Source organism: Pseudomonas sp. FG29, from assembly GCF_057809355.1.
Window position 1 is genome coordinate 157,673 of sequence record NZ_JBMDJU010000007.1, and the last position, 16,450, is coordinate 174,122.

The 16,450-nt window shown below is 63.7% G+C and carries 13 protein-coding genes; 1 reads left to right on the forward strand and 12 read right to left on the reverse strand.

The genetic code is table 11. From position 1 onward, the window contains the following. Positions 1 to 24: 24 nt before the first annotated feature. The 12 genes from ACODS1_RS10475 to yaaA all read right to left on the reverse strand — a co-directional run bounded on the left by ACODS1_RS10475 (position 25) and on the right by yaaA (position 15,872). On the reverse strand, positions 25 to 672 hold the full coding sequence (locus tag ACODS1_RS10475; protein WP_489085600.1) for an alginate O-acetyltransferase AlgF: 648 nt from the start codon (positions 670 to 672) through the stop codon (positions 25 to 27). A gap of 24 nt (positions 673 to 696) precedes the next feature. After that, a complete protein-coding gene (locus ACODS1_RS10480) occupies positions 697 to 1,830 on the reverse strand; it encodes an alginate O-acetyltransferase (RefSeq protein ID WP_489085601.1) in 1,134 nt (377 codons plus the stop codon). Between the two features lie 14 nt (positions 1,831 to 1,844). After that, a complete protein-coding gene (locus tag ACODS1_RS10485; protein ID WP_489085602.1) occupies positions 1,845 to 3,308 on the reverse strand; it encodes an MBOAT family O-acyltransferase in 1,464 nt (487 codons plus the stop codon). Positions 3,309 to 3,442: 134 nt separating this feature from the next. Then, complete coding sequence (locus ACODS1_RS10490; protein ID WP_489085603.1) at positions 3,443 to 4,516, reverse strand: mannuronate-specific alginate lyase; 1,074 nt, start codon at positions 4,514 to 4,516, stop codon at positions 3,443 to 3,445. A gap of 8 nt (positions 4,517 to 4,524) precedes the next feature. After that, positions 4,525 to 5,955 carry an alginate O-acetyltransferase gene (locus tag ACODS1_RS10495; protein WP_489085604.1) on the reverse strand — a complete coding sequence of 477 codons (1,431 nt, stop codon included), beginning with the start codon at positions 5,953 to 5,955 and terminating at the stop codon, positions 4,525 to 4,527. A gap of 12 nt (positions 5,956 to 5,967) precedes the next feature. Further along, entirely contained in the window at positions 5,968 to 7,500 is a 1,533-nt protein-coding gene (gene algG / locus ACODS1_RS10500; protein ID WP_489085605.1) for a mannuronan 5-epimerase AlgG, read from the reverse strand. Positions 7,501 to 7,511: 11 nt separating this feature from the next. After that, on the reverse strand, positions 7,512 to 8,951 hold the full coding sequence (locus tag ACODS1_RS10505; protein ID WP_489085606.1) for an alginate export family protein: 1,440 nt from the start codon (positions 8,949 to 8,951) through the stop codon (positions 7,512 to 7,514). 14 nt (positions 8,952 to 8,965) lie between these two features. Continuing rightward, the gene (algK, locus tag ACODS1_RS10510) at positions 8,966 to 10,342 is read right to left on the reverse strand and encodes an alginate biosynthesis TPR repeat lipoprotein AlgK (protein ID WP_489085607.1); all 1,377 of its coding nucleotides are present in this window, start codon (positions 10,340 to 10,342) and stop codon (positions 8,966 to 8,968) included. A 12-nt stretch (positions 10,343 to 10,354) separates the two neighbouring features. After that, entirely contained in the window at positions 10,355 to 11,518 is a 1,164-nt protein-coding gene (locus tag ACODS1_RS10515; protein ID WP_489085608.1) for a PilZ domain-containing protein, read from the reverse strand. Positions 11,519 to 11,544: 26 nt separating this feature from the next. Continuing rightward, positions 11,545 to 13,026 carry a mannuronan synthase gene (gene alg8 / locus ACODS1_RS10520; RefSeq protein ID WP_489085609.1) on the reverse strand — a complete coding sequence of 494 codons (1,482 nt, stop codon included), beginning with the start codon at positions 13,024 to 13,026 and terminating at the stop codon, positions 11,545 to 11,547. 51 nt (positions 13,027 to 13,077) lie between these two features. Next, positions 13,078 to 14,388 carry a GDP-mannose 6-dehydrogenase gene (algD, locus tag ACODS1_RS10525; RefSeq protein ID WP_322980393.1) on the reverse strand — a complete coding sequence of 437 codons (1,311 nt, stop codon included), beginning with the start codon at positions 14,386 to 14,388 and terminating at the stop codon, positions 13,078 to 13,080. 704 nt (positions 14,389 to 15,092) lie between these two features. Beyond that, positions 15,093 to 15,872, reverse strand: coding sequence for a peroxide stress protein YaaA (yaaA, locus tag ACODS1_RS10530; RefSeq protein WP_322980392.1), 780 nt, complete (start codon positions 15,870 to 15,872; stop codon positions 15,093 to 15,095). 167 nt (positions 15,873 to 16,039) lie between these two features. Here yaaA and ACODS1_RS10535 point away from each other — a divergent pair, with 167 nt between their 5' ends. Then, positions 16,040 to 16,390: a hypothetical protein gene (locus tag ACODS1_RS10535; RefSeq protein ID WP_322980391.1), complete on the forward strand. Its 351-nt coding sequence runs from the start codon at positions 16,040 to 16,042 to the stop codon at positions 16,388 to 16,390. Positions 16,391 to 16,450: the final 60 nt, after the last annotated feature.

The following is a 16,450-nucleotide window of genomic DNA, read 5'->3' on the forward strand; positions in this document are numbered from 1 at the left end:
TCCTTGTTCTGAAAACCTGTTGCCTCAACCGTCGATGGGGCGCTTGACCCACACCGGCGACAGCTTGCCCTGACCGCCAGTGACGAACAGGCTGACCACTTCGCCGCGTTCGAGGGTGACCGGCTTGAGGTCGGTGATCTTCTTGTCGCCGGCATACAGCGCCAGGCCGACTTTCACCGGGTTGATTTCGCGGTCACCACGGCCGTTCGGCGCCACGTCGGCAACCACTGGCGTCTTGCCATCGGCGGTCTTCACGCTGAGCTTGCTGTCGCTGAGGTTCTGTACGCGCAGCATGGCTTTCTGCTTGTTGGTGAAGGCCGGTTCTTCGACCAGGCGCGGCGCGCCGCCGGTCTGGTTGACCAGGGTGTAGTAGTGCGCGGCTTCCAGCTTCACCGGCAGGGCCGTGCTGCCGACCTGGGCCTGGTAGCTGCCGGCCGGGAGGAATTTGAAGTCGCTGGAGCCCAGCGGCGCGACCTGCTTGAGCTGCACCTCGCCGACATTGACGTCCAGCTCGGCATTGCCGGCGTTGTAGGCGCGGACGAAGGCCGAGCCCTTGGGCGCTTTCGGCCCGTATAGCGCCGCGTCACCGGCATGGGCCTGGAGCATGCCGAGGCCGAGCGCCAGAGCGCAGGCACCGAGGGTGAAGCGGCGAAGCGTGGTTTGAGTCTTCATGGATAGTCCTCCTTGGGGGATGGGTCAGCGGCTGCTCGCCGCCAGCTTCTGTTGCTCGCCGTTGCCCTTGAGCGACGCGAGCCATTGCGGGTCGAATTCGGTGAAATCGCTGTTCATCGGCAGGTAGCGCTCGGGGAATTCCCAGATCACCAGTTGCGGCGGGTCGTTCTTAAGTTCGTCGCTCTGCAGGTACTTGAGCATTGGCACCAGCGGGCCCTGGCCCTCTTCGGCGTGGTTGGCCAGATCGCGCTTGAGCGACTGGCGCAGGGCACCGGCGAAGTTCCAGTTGGGGTTGGCGCTGTAACTGGTGCCGACCAGGGCCACCGGCAGGTCGCTGTCGCCGAACAGATCACCACCGCCGTCCTGAGCGCTGTGGGTTTCGCGCTGCTGCAGGCGATCGGCGCGTGGCAGCAGGTTTTCGAACAGCGGCGCCAGCGGCAGGAAGCGGGTCAGATCGCCTTCGTGATCGCGCGTTTCCACCGTTTCGGTGACGAACTCCTGCGGCTCGCCACGCAGCTGCACGGCGCTGCGTACCACGTCGGCCAGGGCGCGTGCGGTGACTTCGGCACCTTGCGGCGTCCAGTGCGTGTCGGTACGCAGGAACATCGGCGCTTGCTGCTTGCCGGCCTGCAGCGGGCCGAGCAGATCGGGCGCGGCGATACCGGCTTCACGCACGGCACTGTGGAAGCGCGGGTAGAGGCTGTCCTGCTGGGCGCTGGGATGATGCGCGCCGGTGTGCTCGGGGTAGAGGCGGGTCTTGGCCGGGATGATGGCCAGCAGCAGATGGACGTTGCGTTCTTCCAGCTGGCGCTGCACGCCCCGGATCAGCGCCAGGTTGTCGCGCATCTGGCGCTGACCGTTGGCCACTGGGTCGAACTCTTCGTCCGAGTACAGCCAGCCGTCCTCGCCGATCACCAGGCCGGCGCGGCCCTCGCCGAAGGCCAGGTATTCCAGGGCCGCCCACAGGTTGATGCCGGCCTGTTTCAGCGGAAACTGCTCGTCATAGTAGTGCTCGAAGTTGCGTGTCAGCTCACCATCGAGCAGATCCGGGTGCTTGGGGGCGCGGTAGCCACCCAGCTTAGCCAGGGCGATCAGGCTGGTGAGCAGCATGATGGCGATGAACAGGGCGACGTGAAGGGTCTTGAAAGTACGACTCATGACAGTGCCTCCGTTCAGAACTGGAAGTAGAGGAAAGCGGAGTAGCTCTGCGCCGAGAGCTTGAGCAGCGAGGCGCAGAACAGCAGGAGCAGGGCGCCCTGCACGATCAGCGCGCGGCTGTGCACGCGGCTCATCACCCCGGCACCACTGGCCAGCAACACGGCTGAACCATTGCCGGGCTGTGCCTGACGCTGGCCGAGGAACTGGCGCGCGCCATTGACTGCGATCACCACCCAGGCCAGGGCCAGGGTGACCATCTGCAGGCTGCTGATCTGCGCCAGGGTCAGCTCGCTCAGGTGCCAGTTGTCGAAGCTGAACAGTGCCGCGTACATGCGCCCGGCAACGTGCAGGTTCTCGGCGCGGAAGATGACCCAGCCGAGCATCACCAGCAGCAGGGTGAAGGCCCACTTCAACAGGCTGAACGAGGTCGGCGCGGCCTTCACGCCCAGGGCGCGTTCGATGGCCAGCCAGGTGCCGTGCCAGGCGCCCCAGATCAGGAATGTCCAGTTGGCGCCATGCCAGAAGCCGCCCAGCAGCATGGTCAGAAACAGGTTGCGATAGGTGTTGAAGGTGCCGTGACGGTTGCCGCCCAGGGGCACGTAGAGGTAGTCGCGCAGCCAGGTCGACAGGCTGATGTGCCAGCGCCGCCAGAACTCGGTGATCGACTGGCTGATATAGGGCTGGTTGAAGTTCTCCATGAAGCGGAAGCCCATCATCAGGCCCAGGCCGATGGCCATGTCGCTGTAACCGGAGAAGTCGAAGTACAGCTGCGCGGTGTAGGCGATCATGCCCAGCCAGGCGTCGCCGGTGCTGGGGTTCTGCAGGGCGAAGCAGTGATCGACCAGCGGCGCCAGGCTGTCGGCGATGAACACCTTCTTGACGAAGCCCTGCATGAAGCGCGTGGCGCCTTCGCTGAACTTGTCCACGCTATGGGTGCGATCGGTGAACTGGTCGGCCAGATCCTTGTAGCGCAGCACCGGGCCTGCGATCAGTTGCGGGAACAGGGCGATGAACGCGGCAAAGTTGATCAGGTTGCGGGTTGGCTCGGTGTCCTTGCGGTACACGTCGATCAGGTAGCTGATCGACTGGAAGATGTAGAAGGAGATACCGATGGGCAGGATCACCGAGGTCAGTACGAAGGGCTCCAGGCCCATCGATTCGAGCACGGCGTTGATGTTGGCGACGCCGAAGTTGGCGTACTTGAAGTAGCCCAGCGTCGCCAGGTTGCCGACCACCCCGGCCACCACCCAGCGCCGCGCCGCGTCGGTGCCGGCATGGGCGTGGATGCGCAGGCCGAAGACGTAGTTCCACAGCGTCACGGCGACGAACAGCAGGAGGAAATCCACCCGCCACCAGGCGTAGAAGGCGTAGCTGCCGATCAGGATCAGCAGGTTGCGCCCGCGATTCGGGCACAGGTAGTACAGGCCGAGAAAGATCGGCAGGAACAGAAACAAAAAGACGTTGGATGAAAAGACCATCCTTGCTTCTCCGTGAAGACTCGGGGCAGCGCCCCCCTTTCCCCCCGCGAGCGGAGGGTTTGTTTTGTTACGCCCGGTAGGCGCCGATTCATCCGCGAAAATCGCGGCTAAAGCGGAATGCCGCCCAGCCGCTCCTACGGTTTTTCGAACACCTGGGTCACCTCACCGCCGAGGCGGAAGCTGTTGAACGGCCCCATCTCCTGGTTCAGTTCGCGGGCCTGCGGGCCGCAGTCATAGAGGCTGCAGTAGGGCGCCAGCCAGGCGTACTTGTAGTCCTTGCGCAATTCGCTCATGTCCTGTTCGGTGCCGCTGCGCTGGGCAAAGGCCTGTGGATCCTTTGCGCCTTGCAGCACACGCTCGGCCAGACGCTGCAGGGCGCCATGGTTCTCGCCGCGCAGGTCGACGCCGTTGGCCTCGGCGAAGGCGGCGATCATCGCCAGCGGCGGCAGGGCGTAGTTGTGGTAGGCCAGGGCGCGCTGGCGACGGCGTATCTCGTTGGCCAGGAAGCCCTCGTTGTCGACTTGCCCGGCGGCGATGCGGAACTGGCTGACGGACCAGTCGAACAGGTCGCGACGATCGCTGACCACCGCCACCGCCATCACCGACCAGGCAGCCCAGTAGCTGTGGTTGTTGATCTTCTTCAGCGGCAGGTCGCTCCACTCGCGCACCGTGTGTTCGGCCAGGTTGACGAACCAGCGCTCGATGCGTGCGCTCTGCTGCGGGTAGTCCTTCAGCGGCTGCGACTCGGAGAACTTCAGGCGCAGCCAGGCACCGGCCAGACTGCCGAGCGCCCATTTGCGCATCGACTTGCCGGTGTGGTTGAACTGCTCGGACTCCAGCGCATCGGCGCTGGCCCAGCGGTCGATCCATTCGATGGCGCATTCCAGGCGCTCACGCTGGCCTGTGCGCATGTAGCCGGTGATCATTCGTCCGGCTTCCTTCTCCAGGCGGTTGATGTCGGCAGTCTGCTGGCGGAAGTCCTTTTCCGCTTTGGCATTGAGCGTGGCACGTGCGCTGTCGGAGCCGGCGTACTTGCTGGTGAACTGCATCTCGCCGGTATAGGGCTGGGGCACCGCCGGGCAGGCCGGAGCCTGCCCGTCACGCTGTTCCACGGCGGCGCGATAGCCGACGGGAGGCTGTAGGGCGGCCTGTGCCGCACCGCTGAGCAGCAGTGCGGTGAACAGGGCCAGGGGCGAGAGTCTGTGCATGGCGAACCTCAACTGTCGGTAGCGTTGTGGGCGACCTGCTGGCCGTTGCCGGCTGGCCGCTGGCACAGGCTGGCCTGCACCTTCACGTCGTCGGCGCTGTCTTCGGGCTTCTGCACTTCCAGGGCGAAGAAGTTCTCCTGGCCCCAGCCCGGCCCGTCACGCAGCTCGAAGGTGAAACGCCCGTCGGTGTCGACGGTGTTGGGCTTCTCCAGCTTGATCTGCTCGCGCTGGCCGTTGAGGTACCAGATGGTCGCGTCGATACGCTTGATCGAGGTGTCGCTGAAGCGCAGATCGAGCTGATGGCGATTGCCCGGCAGGGTCAGCAGGTTCTTCTCGCCGTTGACGAGGATTTCGTTGCTGCCCGGATGCAGGCGCGTTTCCTTGGCGAGCAGCTCGGTCTGGCCGCTGCAGCCGTTGTTCAGGGCGGCCATCATCTGCCGGTGGATCTTGTCCGAGGCCAGGTCATAGAGCGGTGAGAACTCCCAGACGATGATCTTCGGCGGATCGTTCTGGAACGCGTCGCTGGCCAGGTATTCGAGCATCGCCCCTTCCAGGCCACCGCCGGGGAAGGCTGCGTTGAGCACGTCGGTGCCCAGGTACTGTTCGAGAAAACCACCGAAGTTGTAGTTCTTGCCGCTGTGGCTGGTGCCGATCAGGGTGATCTTCGGGCTGCTCTCGTCACCGAACAGGGCATCGCCGCCGCTGGCGTCCTTGGGCTCGGTGAGGAACTGGTCGACGTACTGCACGGCGTAGCCGGTGCCACAGAGCTGGCTGGCGACGTTCTGCATGGTGCCGGTCTTGCCCATCAGGCCGATGCGCTGGGTGACGAATTCCTTCTGCGGGATCTCGTCGAAACCGGGGATGCGCTTGATCGTTTCGGCCACCAGGCGTGCGGTGCGTTCGGCGCCATAGGGCGTCCAGTGCTGGTCGCGGCGGAAGTAGAACTCTTTGGCGTCCTTCTCATCGGTCAGTGGCGTCAGATCCGGCACCCAGATGCCCAGTTGCTCGAAGCGCGCCAGGGTCTGGCGGTAATTGCGCAGGGCCTTGTCGTAGTCGAAGCGCTGGTAGTCCTCGGGGGCGAGTTTTTCCCGGTTGACCAAGCCACGCGTCGGTTGGTAGACGACCACCAGTTCCACGCCGCGCTGCTTGAGGCCGTCACGCAATTCCTTGAGGTAGCGATAGCCGGTTTCGTCGGTGCCAAAGGTGGTGCGCAGGTCTTCCACGCTGCGGAACAGCCAGCCTTCACGGGCGTCGCGCAGGGTGACGAAGTTCTTCATGTAGTTGGTGGTGTAGTTGCTGGCGTCATGTGCTGCTGGGCACAGCGAGCAGCAGTCCTCGACCTGATACTGCGGAGCCGGGCTCTCGGCTGCCTGCAGCAGGCTGCCGTAAGTGGCGCAGGTCACCGCCAGGGCGAGGGTCTTGAGTTTCGATACGCTCATGCTTGGGCCTCGTCAGTTGGTCATCTGCTCGGGGTCGATAGGGTCGATCAGCACGGGCTGGCGCTTGCGCAGCAGCAGGTCGAGGATTTCGTCCTGCTTCTCGCCGAGGACGCCGGCCAGCTGGATGCCGCTGCTCTTGCGCGGGGCGAGCATCTTCACGCGGTACAGTTCGACGGACAGGGGCGAGTCGATGTTGATCGGGCTGGAGCCGTTACCGGCCAGGGTGCCGCCGACGATGATCATGGAAATCTTGGCGTCATAGGGATCGAGCGTCAGGTCGCGCTCGGTGTCGGAAAGATCCTTGATGTGGCCGTACACGCCGGTCAGCTGGTTGAGCGCGGCGACGTTCTCGTACAGGCGGATGTTCTCGCTGTTGCGAATGCGGATGCCGTGGCGCTTGTTGCCCAGCACCTGGTTGCCCCACAGCAGGTTGTCGCCGCTCTCGTACAGGGTGATGCCGTCGGAGTGGTTCTCATACGTCTTGTTGTAGGCAATGACGTTGCGCACGCTGTCACGGTCGATGACGATGCCGGAGAGCTCGTTGTCGTAGCTCTGGTTGTTGATGATCCAGCTGTCGTTGACCTCACGGGAGATGATGATGCCGTGCTTCTTCTTGGTACCGAACACGGTGTTGTCGGCGATGATCAGGCCGTGCGAACGGTCGTGCGGGTCGATGCCGTAGACGATGTTGTCGCGGTAGGTGTTGCCCTTGATCACCACGTTCTGCGCTTCGTAGCAGTAGAAGCCGTACCAGTGGTCGACGAACTCGGAGTCGATCAGCCAGCCAGTCGGTTCAGGGCGTTGCAGAACCTTGTGTTGGTTCGGTGTGTACTGGGTAATCGACACGCCGTAGGACTTGGAGTTGTCGTAACCCAGGCTGGTGATCACGCTGCTGGCGATATACAGCTCGCTACCGCCCCAGGACACCAGGAACGGGCGGAACTCCTTGGGATCACGGAAGGTGGCCGGCGCGTTGTCGCGCTCGCGCCAGGCGGTGACGCGGGTATCGGTGATGAACATCAGGCCGTCGTTGACCAGGAATGCACCGCGCTCCTGCGACAGGCGCAGTTCGCGGGTGTCCTTGCCGACGTGCAGCGCTGCGCCTTGGGCGACGACGATGGGCAGACGGGCGATGTACACCCCCGGCGCCTGCTCGGCGAACTGGCTGTCGGGCAGTGCCTTGGCCAGATCCTGCGCGGTGACCACGCCGCCTTCGATGAAGATCGCCTGGGGCATGCCCTGCTGGCGCTTGATCCATTCGCGCAGGCGCTCGTTGCCGCCGGTGAAATCCTTCAGCGCGTCCTGGCGCAGCATGCGCCGCACCACCACCTTGCCTTTGGCGCCGTGCGGGATCTTGGCCAGCACGGCCTCCTTGGTGTAGCCGGACAGATCCGGCAGCTTGGGCGCTTCCATGTGCAGCTCGTCGGCCGGCGCGCTACGCACGCGGTAGTCGAGCAGGTTGTCCTGCGGGTTGGCCTGGGCCAGCGGCGCCGTGAGACACAGCGCGCTGAGCAGCAGGGGTAGGGCTAAGCCATTGGGTTGCATGATCCGATCCCTCAGAAGCGCCAGATGAAGTCGACGAAGGCGCGGTGCATCACCGAGTCGGTGCCGCTGCCATAGGCATCGCCCGGGCGGAATACGCCGGCACGCAGGCGCACCAGGGCCGAGCGCTCGTCCAGTTGTTCGGCGACGGCCGCCGGCAGCAGGCCCTGCTTGAAGTAGCGGGTCAGCACCACGTCGACTTCCTGGCCGAGGTCTTTCTCGCCGGCCACCAGCGGCGCGGTGATGCCGCTGTCGCCGACGTCCTGATCGCCATCGACGCGCCAGAAGCGGTGGTAGACCAGGCTGGCGTCGTAGTCCTCGTTCAGCTCCCAGGAGCTGAACACGCTGGCGACCTGCAGGTTGGACAGCTCACCGCGGAAGGCCTCGCCGTAGCGGTGCAGGCGCGATTCGACACCGGTGAAGTTGGCGCGGTTGCTCTGCAGACCGGTCTGCATGAACTGGTGCGATTCGCTGTCGTCGCCACCGCCGCTGCCACGGGAGTAGGCCGCACCGACCTTCCATTGATCGTCGAGGTCGTAACGCAGGCCCAGATCCACGGCCCAGGCATCGACGTCCTGGCTGCGCGAGCCGGTAGCCTGGCGTTCGTTGCCGACCACCTGCTGCTGCAGTTGATCGGTGTCGCCCTGGAGCCAGGTGACTTGTGCCCAGTAGTTGAGGCGATTGCGCGAGTTGCGCTCGAAGAAGCCGCCATCGGCATGCAGGCCGTACCAGGTCAGATCGCCGGTGTAGCGTTTGCTCAGTTCGTCGAGGCGTTCGCCGGGGCGGGCCAGGCTGCCGTCGTCACGGCTGTGATGCAGGTTGGCGCCGATGCGATGGCCGGGTGTCCACTGATAATCGAGCCCGGCGAAGAAGTGACGACGGTCTTCATCTTCCGGCGCCAGATCATCGAGGTCGGTGCGGTATTCGGAGAAGCGCTCGGCAACGCCGACTTTGGCTTGCAACAGAGTGGTGTCGAACTGCCACTGCATGGCTTCGATGTTGGTATCCATCCAGGCACCGTCATCGCTGCGCAGGCGCTGGCGACCCACGCGCAGGTGCTCGCCGGGGTAAGCGGTGAGGCCACTGTAGTCGACCCAGAATTCGCGCATGGCCAGGTAGCTCTTGTCCGGCTGACGCGCGTCGGCGTTTTGCGTGTCGCTGGTGTCGTCACTCTGCAGCGTGTCGGTTTCGACGATGTCGGTGGCGGTGACCGCCTGGCCCATGGCGAAGGCGCTCCAGTCGCCACGCTCGCCATAGACCCAGGGGCGCAGGTCGAGGCCGAGACCGTTGACGTCGCCACCCTCACGGGTGCCGAGGTCGCGGTCGTCTTCCGACTGCGCGGTGATCTTCACATCCAGGCCGAAGTTCTTCGGCGCATCCGCCGCCCAGGCTGTGCTGGCGGCCAGCAGGCTGGCGCTGAGGCCCAACTGGGTGACGATACGATTCAACTGCATGCGTGCATCCTTGTTCATGGCTGGCTGACCTGCAGGGCGGCCTGCTGCTGCAGGACGTTGCCGCGTAGCTGGCGCTCTTCGCGCAGCAGGCGCTGGCCTTCGGCCAATTGCGCCGGCGTCAGGTTCTGGGCGACGGCGTCAGCCAGCTCCTGGGTCTGCGGGGTGTTGCGCGGCAGCGCCAGTTGGCTGAAGACATAGGCATTGACCGGATTCGGCTTGATGCCGCGGCTCTGGCTGTACATCTGCGCCAGGGCGAAGTCGGCACTGAGCTGGCCGGCACGCGCGGCGCTGAGCAGGTGGTCGAGGGCCTTCTGTGCGTAGACCTCGCCGAGGTAGCCACGCAGGTACAGCTGGCCCAGGTAGTAGTTGGCGCTCGGTTCGCTGGGGGCGGCCTTGCGCAGGTGCTCTTCGGCCTTGTGCGGCTCTTTGGGCAGCAGCTTGCCTTCGTAGTACAGGCGTCCGAGCAGCAGTTCGGCGCGCGGCAGGGCGGCTTCGCGGCCCTTGTCCAGGTAGCCGAGCAGGGTTTCGGTATCGCCCTGTTGCGGGTAGTCGTAGAGCAGGCGCGCCAGGCTGACCCAGGCGGCCGGGTAATCCGGGGCGATGGTTTCCAGCAATTCCTGCGCGCGTTGCGGTTGCGGCTGGCCCAGTTCGGCGTCGCTCAGCACATGCGCCACGGCCTCGACCTGGCTGGCCGAAACGCGCCCAGCACGGTAGCCGGCGAGCAGGCGCTCGGTCAGGGCATCGCGAGCGTCCTCGCGATTCTGCTTCTGGTAGACCTCGGCCAGTTCGGCGTAGCAGGCTTCTTCCTGAGTCAGGCGTTGCTGGCAGATGCGCTCGATCTCGCCGAGGTGCTGATCGTAGGAACCTTCACTGCGATACAGGAGAATCTGCGCCAGCTCGGCCTGTGGCCGGCCTTGCTGACGCCAGTCATGGATACGCTGGGCGACATTCATGGTGGGGAAGTCCTGTGAGTAGAACAGATAGAGTTCGGCCAGTGGCAGCAGCGCGCTGGGCTCGCCGGCTTGGTTGGCGCTTTCCAGCAACTCGGCGGCCTCGCGCCGTTCGGCCAGGGTGCTGCCGGGCTTGCGCGCCAGCAGCTTGCCGAGGCGCGCCTTGGCACGGGGCGATCCATCCAGGGCCTGGCGATAGATGCGCTCGGCCTCAATCAGATCCTGGGTCTGGCCACCCGCCGCGTAGATGTCGGCCAGGCCGATCTGCGCGTCGCTGTAGCCCATCTCGGCGAGTTGGCGGAAATTCCACTCGGCCGTCTGCTGGTCGCCGTTCTGCAGGGCCTCGCGGGCCAGGCGCTCGTCCGGCAGGCCGGCGCAACCGGCCAGCGTGGCGCTGACAGCGAGGCCGAGCAGGGCAGGGCGAAGAAGGGGCATGCTCACGGCGTGACCTCCTTAGCGGCCTGCCGCGACGGCGCGGTCGACCAGGCCGCCCAGCGACGGGCCACGGTCGATGACCACGTCCACCGGTTGCCCGGCGAGGCTGGCCGGCAGGGTCTCGTCCGGCTTGATGACGACGCGGATGTCCGAGCTCAGGCCGCCGTCGTGCAGGGCGCTGCTGACGATCTGGCCGTGGCGCGCTTCGTCTTCACCGGCAACCTTGAAGGTGACCGGGGTGCCGGGGCGCGCCTGCTCCAGGTTGCGGTAGGAGAAGCTGGCGCTGACGGTGGCGACGCCGTCCTGTGGCACCAGTTCGAAGATCACGTCGCCCTTGCTGGCGAACTGGCCGTCGGCCACCAGTTGGCGGGAGACCTTGCAGTTGCACGGGCTGGTCAGGGTGCCCTGCATCTCGCGGGCGAACAGCGCTTCGATCTGGCTCGGGTCGAGCTGGTCGTCACCCAGATGGCCCTTGAGCATTTCCAGCATGCTGGTGGTGAAGGTGGCGATCGGCGCGCCCTTTTCCACCACGCCATCGGGCTGTACCAGCGCCTCCACGCTGCCTTCACGCGGCATGGTTACCTGCAGCGCCGGCAGGCTGATCTGTGCCGACTGTGCGTGGGTGACGAAGTACAGGCCATAGATCGACTTGCCGATGTAGCCGAAGGCGGCCAGGCCGATGAGGAAGATCGCACCGCTGAAGGTCACGGCGCGCAGGCGACCGAATACGCCCATGCCGCCACCGGCGCCGTTCTTGCGCGCCTTGGTGAAGTTGTCGCGCTGCAGGATGTGCAGCACCTCGCCGACGTTGACCAGCTCACCGGCCAGGTGGGCGCTGATCAGGTGGCGCAGGGCGGCCGCCTCACGGGCGCCGATGTTGTGGAACTGGCAGCCGACACGGTTGTGTTCGGCCTGCACGGCGTTGATCTGAAATTCCACGTCCAGGCCCAGCACCAGGCTGTCGAGCTGGAACTGCAGCTGGCCGCGATGAAAATCACCGACCTTGTGCGTGGTTTTCTCGCTGGTGAAGCTGAAACCGCCTGCGGAGACATCCTGCAGACGTGCATCGATGCGCTCGCCCTTGGCGTTGGTAAAGCGCAAACGCCCTGGCAGCTTGACGCGGGCATGCTGGCGCTGGGCCTCGGACTCATGGACGACGTTGAGATTGGCGACGGAGTTCATGGTGGCTAATTCCTATTCGAGTACGGTCAAACCAGCGCCAGCAGCGCGGCGATAAATACAGAGGCAGCAGAAAAGGTCATGGCGCGCGACGACCAACTGTTGAACCAGTTGGCGAAGCTGGACAGGCCGCGGTTGAGCTTGGTGTTCTGGCGCGTCCAGGACTGTTGATCGAGGCGGAAGAACACGTAGATCTTCACCAGCGCGCCGACGATCTGGTTGTAATAGAGCAGCGCCGGGTAGGCAGGGCCGATGCGGTGCCCGGAGAGCATCAGCAGCAGGGTCAGGATCAGCCGCGTCGTGCCGATCCACAGCAGGTAGATCAGCAGGTACATCACGCTGTACTTGATGCTGGCGATGATCGCCACGCACAGGCCGAGGATGCAGGTCCACATCGACACGCGCTGATCGAACAGCACCAGGCTGGTGAAGGCGCCGAGGCGACCCATACCCAGGCGCAGGGCGCGCGAGTTCTGCCGCAGATTGTTGCCGTACCAGCGGAACATCAGCTTGCGGCTGGCCTTGATGAAACTCTTCTCCGGCGGGTGCTCGACCGTGTTGATGGCGGCGTCCGGCACGTAGAAGGTGTCGTAGCCCAGGCGCATCAGGCTGTACCAGCTGGACTTGTCGTCCCCGGTAAGGAACTGGAAGCGACCGAGGCGCCAGTGCTCCAGGTGATCGCTTTCCACGTCGCGGATGAACTCGGGGTCGGTCACCACGCTGGCACGGAATACCGACATGCGGCCGGTCATGGTCAGTACGCGCTTGGAGAGCGCCATCGAGCACATGTTGAGGTGGCGCTGAGCGAAGCGCAGCTTGTGCCACTCGCTCATGATGTAACTGCCACGTACCTCGCAGAACTCGTTGGTGGTCAGGCCGCCGACATTGGGGAAGAGCTTGAACCAGGGCACGGTCTTCTTCACCACGTCGGCTTCGAGCACGGTGTCACCGTCGATCACCGCGACCACCGCATCGCGATCCGGCATCTGCCGGGAGATGGCGCGGAAGCCGTGGGCCAGACCGTCACGCTTGCCGGTGCCGGGGATGCGCACGATGTCCAGGGTGACGTGCGCCGGCGGCTCAGCCTGGGCCCAGAGGTTCTTGATCAGCAACTCGTCGGACAGCTCGACGATGGAGCAGACCACGGTGCACGGGTAGCCGCAGTCGATGGCTTCGCGGATCACCGAGCGGTAGACCATTGCTGTGGTCAGCGCATCGATGCGGAAGCTGGTGACCATCAGAAATACATGAGAGGGGTCGGCGTCCTTGCCGAGTTTTTGCACCTTGCGGCGATACCAGGGGTACACCAGGTAAAGGAACAGGCAACCGCGCACGAAGTGCATGGCGCCCATGGAATAGCGCCAGATGCCGACGATGCCGATGAGCAGGAGGAAGTCCCGCGATTCGGGGTCGAACACCGTGCGCGGCAGAGCCAGTGCCAGGAGCATCAGCAGGCTGAGATAGAGCATCCAGCCGCTGGCTTCGTTGAGACCGTGCTTGAGCTTGTCCATATGCGTCTCCGGCTATCGCCCGGCCTTACCGGGCGACAGCTCGCGGCCCCGTTACCAGCAGATACCTTCGGCCACGCCATTGCTGGCGTGGGGCATGAAACCGACCAGGTCGATCACCCGCTTGCCGCTCGGCGCCTGTTCGGCCAGCTTGGCGAAACGCTCGTCGCTGTTACCCAGGACGATGATGTCGGCCTTGGCCACCACGTCGTCCAGGTCACTGTTGAGCAGCGAGGAGACGTGCGGGATCTTCGACTCGATGTAGTCCTTGTTGGCGCCATGCACGCGGGCGTACTCGACGTTGCGGTCGTAGATGCTCAGGTCGAAACCCTTGCCGATCAGCATCTCGGCCAGTTCCACCTGCGGGCTTTCGCGCAGGTCATCGGTGCCGGCCTTGAAGCTCAGACCGAGCAGGGCGACCTTGCGCGAGTCATGGCTGGCGATGATGTCGAAGGCCTTCTGCACCTGGGCGGCGTTGCTGCGCATCAGCGAGCCGATCAGCGGGGCTTCCACGTCCAGGCTGCCGGCGCGGTAGTTCAGCGCGCGCACGTCCTTGGGCAGGCAGGAGCCGCCGAAGGCGAAGCCGGGCTTCATGTAGTACTTGGAGAGGTTCAGCTTGTGGTCCTGGCAGACCACGTCCATCACCTCGCGGCCATCGACGCCAACCGCCTTGGCGATGTTGCCGATCTCGTTGGCGAAGGTGACCTTGGCCGCGTGCCAGACGTTGCAGGTGTACTTGATCATCTCGGCGACTTCGATGTCCTTGCGGATGATCGGCGCGTCGAGCTCGCTGTAGATGCTTTCCAGCAGGTCACCGGAGGCGGTGTCCAGCTCACCGATGACAGTCATCGGCGGGAAGTCGTAGTCCTTGATCGCGGTGCTTTCGCGGAGGAACTCGGGGTTCACCGCCAGGCCGAAATCAACGCCGGCCTTCTTGCCCGAGCAGTCTTCGAGAATCGGCAGTACCACGTTCTTCGCGGTGCCCGGCAGCACGGTGCTGCGCACGACAACGGTGTGACGTTCGTTCTTGTCGCGCATGGCCATGCCGATTTCGCGGCACACGCCTTCGATGTAGTTCAGCTCCAGGTCGCCGTTCTTCTTGCTCGGCGTGCCGACGCAGATGAACGACACATCGCTTTCCAGCACTGCTGCGGCGACATCGGTGGTGCCGCGCAGGCGGCCCTGGCGCAGGCCCTGTTGCAGCAGTTCTTCCAGGCCCGGCTCGACGATGGGCGACTTGCCACTGTTGATCAGGTCGATCTTGTGCGCGGAGATGTCCACGCCAATCACGTCATGGCCGCGCGCCGACAAACAGCCTGCGCAGACGGCGCCTACATAACCCAAACCGAAGATACTGATTCGCATGGTTTTCACCTCATCCTTTCGATGCAGTTTCAAATAATGGCCAGTTGGCCAAAACGAGTCCGTGAACTTGCTTTTTTAAAGAGAGCGAGTTCATTCAGGCATAAGTAAAGTGTGGCGTCGGAAGTGACACCGAGTATGGGCTTATATGTGCAGCAGTGGCCCTTTGATATTGATCGTTTGGCCTGGGAAGGCCTCTGTATCAGTACTTTGGCGAGGCGTTGAATCTCCCTTAAAGTGTCGCCAACTTTCTTTGGGGTGAAACAAGCCGACGAAGGTGAGTTCGTTTTTCGGCAGGCTAGGTCAATAAGAAAGTTATGGCTTGAAATGGTTACGGGCTGTATGAGTCGCGGGGGTTTCCGTAAGTTCCTACCGTTCGTCCTGAGGCTGAACCGCAGCTGAACGCGAAATTGATCGCATAATGATGGCAAGTTGCAAAGTGCACGATCAGCAGCGGCGGATTAATGGTTGCGAAACTATCCGATAACTAAGCGGTGCAATAAGTTCGATGCGAAGTGAAGTTGCGCTGAAAGTGTGAAGCTATACCGGTTTCTGCGTTCACAGCGCAGCGGCGCGGGAATTTCTACGAAGCGCAGCGCTCGTGCGCTGGAGAGGGGCGGGGAGAGCAAGTGAGGCGGGGGTGTAGGCGAGGCGGCCGCGCGCCAGGCAGAACCGATGAACGGTTGCCTGGGGCGGCCGCTAGAGGATCAGTCTTCGGCGTGATCGCGCAGGAAAACCAGGCTGTTTTCCTTGGAGTGCTCGGCGCTGTAGCGATAGCCCTGGTAGTTGAAGTCCTTCAGGCCTTCCGGGTTGGTCAGGCGCTCCTTGATCACGTAGCGCGCCATAAGACCGCGGGCCTTCTTGGCGTAGAAGCTGATGATCTTGTACTGGCCGTTCTTCAGATCCTTGAACTCGGTGTCGACGATGCGTGCATTCAGCGCCTTGCGTTTGACCGCACCGAAGTATTCGTTGGAGGCCAGGTTGAGCAGCACGTCATCGCCCTGAGCGGCCAGGGCTTCATTCAGCCAGCCGCTGATGCGCTCGCCCCAGAAGGCATACAGATCCTTGCCGCGGCCATTGACCAGCTTGGTGCCCATCTCCAGGCGATAGGCCTGCATCAGATCCAGCGGGCGCAGCACGCCATAGAGCCCCGAGAGCATGCGTAGGTGCGTCTGGGCAAAATCGAAGTCGTCTTCGGAGAAATCCTCGGCATTCAGGCCGGTGTACACGTCGCCCTTGAACGCCAGCAGCGCCTGCTTGGCGTTGGATGGATTGAACGGCCGCTGCCAACTGCCGAAACGTGCGGCGTTGAGGCCGGCGAGCTTGTCCGACAGGTGCATGAGGTCGGCAATCTGCGCCGGGCTGAAATCGCGCAGTTGGGCGATCAGTTCCTGGGCGTGGTCGAGGTGTTCGGGTTGGGTGAAGCGCGGGGTCGCCGGCGGCGTCTCGTAGTCGAGGGTCTTGGCCGGTGAAATCACCATCAGCATGAGCAGATCTCCAGAAAAGCGTGGGGGCGATTCTAGAAGCTTGCTGGTGGACAAGGCCACCTATCGGCTCGATTGAGGGCGCCTCTAAAAACGTAGGCGAGGCAGCCAGCGCAAGGCAAAAACAGGCGAAAAACGGTCGGAGTCGCGCTCGACTTTACGAGCTGTAAATGAGCATTTTGATCGGACTCGCGCACGAGCCTGTTTTTAACGCAGCGATGGCAACGCAGGTAGTTTTTAGAGGTGCCCTTGAGGGAAGGTTGCACCGAGTTGGCGCGAGGTTGCAGCAGGGTGGGGCGCCGATTATGGGCAGCGCTGGAGGTAGGACTTCGGACTGTAACGGGCTACTGGAGGAGCGCCAAGCGCTATTCGTCGATGGGAAAAATAAAATTCAAAAAGCTGAAAAGTTCTTTTGCCTGTCATCTTTTTTGGAGTATCTAAAAAGCAAGACCGCCGAAACCTGCGCACAGGTGGCGGCCATTGGCCCTCACCTTGCTTGCCCCCTTTCGGCCCCGACCTGAAAAGTCGGCGGTCTCTGTCCGGCGCAGCACCGCCCCTGGTATTGCGTCGCCCGGCTACGA